The organism is Pseudomonas sp. 3296, from assembly GCF_031456615.1.
GTDB lineage: Bacteria > Pseudomonadota > Gammaproteobacteria > Pseudomonadales > Pseudomonadaceae > Aquipseudomonas > Aquipseudomonas mucoides.
Window position 1 is genome coordinate 1 of sequence record NZ_JAVDUY010000027.1, and the last position, 2,411, is coordinate 2,411.

The 2,411-nt window shown below is 48.1% G+C and carries 1 protein-coding gene and 1 pseudogene; one reads left to right on the forward strand and one right to left on the reverse strand.

Features of this window, described 5'->3' with window-relative positions; all coding sequences use genetic code 11:
• Positions 1-338: 338 nt before the first annotated feature.
• Positions 339-634: pseudogene (locus tag J2X66_RS30105) on the reverse strand (integrase core domain-containing protein); the annotation flags it as partial.
• An 884-nt stretch (positions 635-1,518) separates the two neighbouring features.
• On the opposite strand from J2X66_RS30105, the gene J2X66_RS30110 reads away from it, so the two are divergent.
• Positions 1,519-1,710, forward strand: a complete 192-nt coding sequence (locus J2X66_RS30110; protein ID WP_310272366.1) for a DUF4223 family protein — start codon at positions 1,519-1,521, stop codon at positions 1,708-1,710.
• Positions 1,711-2,411 lie beyond the last annotated feature (701 nt).

Genomic DNA, 2,411 nt, shown 5'->3' on the forward strand with positions numbered 1-2,411 from the left:
AGCCTAAGTCTGATTTTTGGCAGACCGTCGATTTTTTGAACTCCAAATGATTGGAGCATCAAAAAATCGCGGGGTACTTCAGACCTTCCCTAGGTCGTGCATATGGTGCTGGGGCGATGGGGCTCCCTAGGAGTTCTAAGCAACGTAGATATTGGCTGCAAATGGCGGCAAATGATGGGCTTCAAGAAGCGATGGAAGAGTTAGCCACCTCTACTCCTTGGTATTATGAAATTAAAACCAGAGTAAAGGAGTTGTTTGAGCCCACCGTAGACATTTGCGCACCAATATCATCCCTCCCGACTGGAATCGCCCCTATAAAACCGGACACCAACTCCCTGTTAAATTGATAATGCGGCGAAGCGCCTGAATTGCCTCGGCGAGCGATAGTTCAAAGCGCTCTGCGGATGTTGCTCGTTGAAGTGTCTGAAGGCAATTGCCAGGTTGTGTAAGGCTGTTTCTCGATCCGGCTTGGGCGTGGGAGCCGCGTAGTTACGCTTGATCGTGTTCACGAATCTCTCGGCCATGCCGTTGCTTTGCGGACAGCGCACCGTTGTGGTCATTGCTGCAAACCGATCTGCCGAGCAAACAGGCGCGTCTGTTCGACGGTGTACACCGAGCCATTATTGCTTAGCCATGCTGCCGGCGTGGCGGGCAGTTATCGTATGGAGGAAACGGTGTCCTGTCTTTCATGGGACTCGTTCACCGACTGATTCGGGACAAGGGGTAGGGCGACAGTCGGCTAAGAGTGAGAAGCAAATGATGGGGCGTCTTGGGCTCAAATTGTCTTTGTAGGCAGATTTGCTGTGTTTTGTAAGTAAAATCGTTTGCCGATGGGTTCACCGTAATCAATAGCATAACCGTTTGCGCGCATCGCAGATTACCTCCTTTGCCGTCATAATCGAACGGGTGTATGAATTGCAAATTAAAATAGCGCTTCTAGTCGGGCGTGTTTTGGATGCGATGAAGGTTCTGTCACTTGAGTGACCAGGTTGATAAACGATTGTCATCTGTCCATCAGTCATGGTGATAGAAGGTAGGCTATACGAGAAGTGTGCAAGCCTTCAATGCTCCTCCGAAACGGCGACCGCGCCTGGTGTGCTGGTGTGCGCGGTTCGATGTTTTATGCCGGCGGGGCAGGGGTTCTATTTAGTTTAGACCGCATATTGTAAATTCGAGGTCTGATTGAGCCGTGGAAGGCCTTACGTTGGCTTGTTTTTTTGTCAGTTATAGGTTCGCCCCCCCTCTGTGTTCGTTAAAACGTTAATAGTTGGCGCAAGCGGTCAAGCGTTTGGCGCAAGCGGGCGATCTTCTCTGTGTTAAAACACCTATTCTAGTCACGCAGCAACGAGCCGTGACTGTCCATAACGCTGTTGAAGTGAGTTTGGTAGGCTGGAACGTGTGGTGCTGTATATAACGCCGCGCGATTATGCTCGGCCTCAGATGGTGAAGCTCTACGCTTCCCTCGCTTTTAGCGTTGCTGTCATTAAATGATGGCACACAAAAAATATAGGATTAAATATGGAAAAGATTATCAAAGCATCTGTTGGTATCGTTATTGCCTCCGGGATTGCACTTCTTACTGGCTGCACAGGTCAAGTCTACAACCAGCCAAAAAACTGTTCTTACGACTATCTTTTTGTCCCGGCGGTGTCTATTTCTAAAGTTATCGGTGGTTGTGGGCCAATTGATACAATTCCTAATCAAAAGTAATTGTCGAGCAAGGGTGATTATTCATTCTTGGTCTTCTGGTTGAAAGTCCATTTCTTGTGGGTAAAATTGTTCATTGATTCAATTTTATTGCGGGAGGGCTTTCTCGAGAATCCGGTGCCGGGCGTCTGGCATCGGATTTTTATACTTTTTCGTTAGGCGCCGTTTTTTTTGCTAGTAGTAGCGTTGACACTAATAAGCATGAATTTCACCTGGTTCGATGTGCTTGAGTATGGGCTTGTCTATCAATGTGTTGATGTGGCGGCCGATACGGATTGTTGGTCGGCAGCAAGGCAATAGGTTGGTGTGGGTATATCTTTGATACGACATGTATCCCACCACATTAATGCCCTCGTTTGCTTGATAATCCGTTCGCTATGCTATGGTCTAAAACGAGTAATTCGGCGGATAGGAGCGGGCGTGATTAAGCCCCGCCTCGAATTAAGATTAGGATATGCAAATGCCGAAATTCACCTTTTCCATTTCTCTATATCGGTCTAGCCTTATTGTTGGTTATTTAGCGGTCGCAGCCATTTGTGTGCTCTACGGCGCGATTCTGCTAATGTCTAGGGAGGTAGAGGCGCCATAGTCTCTTTCTTGGTGTTGAACGCTCTAGGGAAACTCTGAAAAAGACTCCCAAGTCTGCTGAAATACGCTTGCCCCACGAACTGAACGGTTGAGCCCCGATGAAGCAAATATCCTTC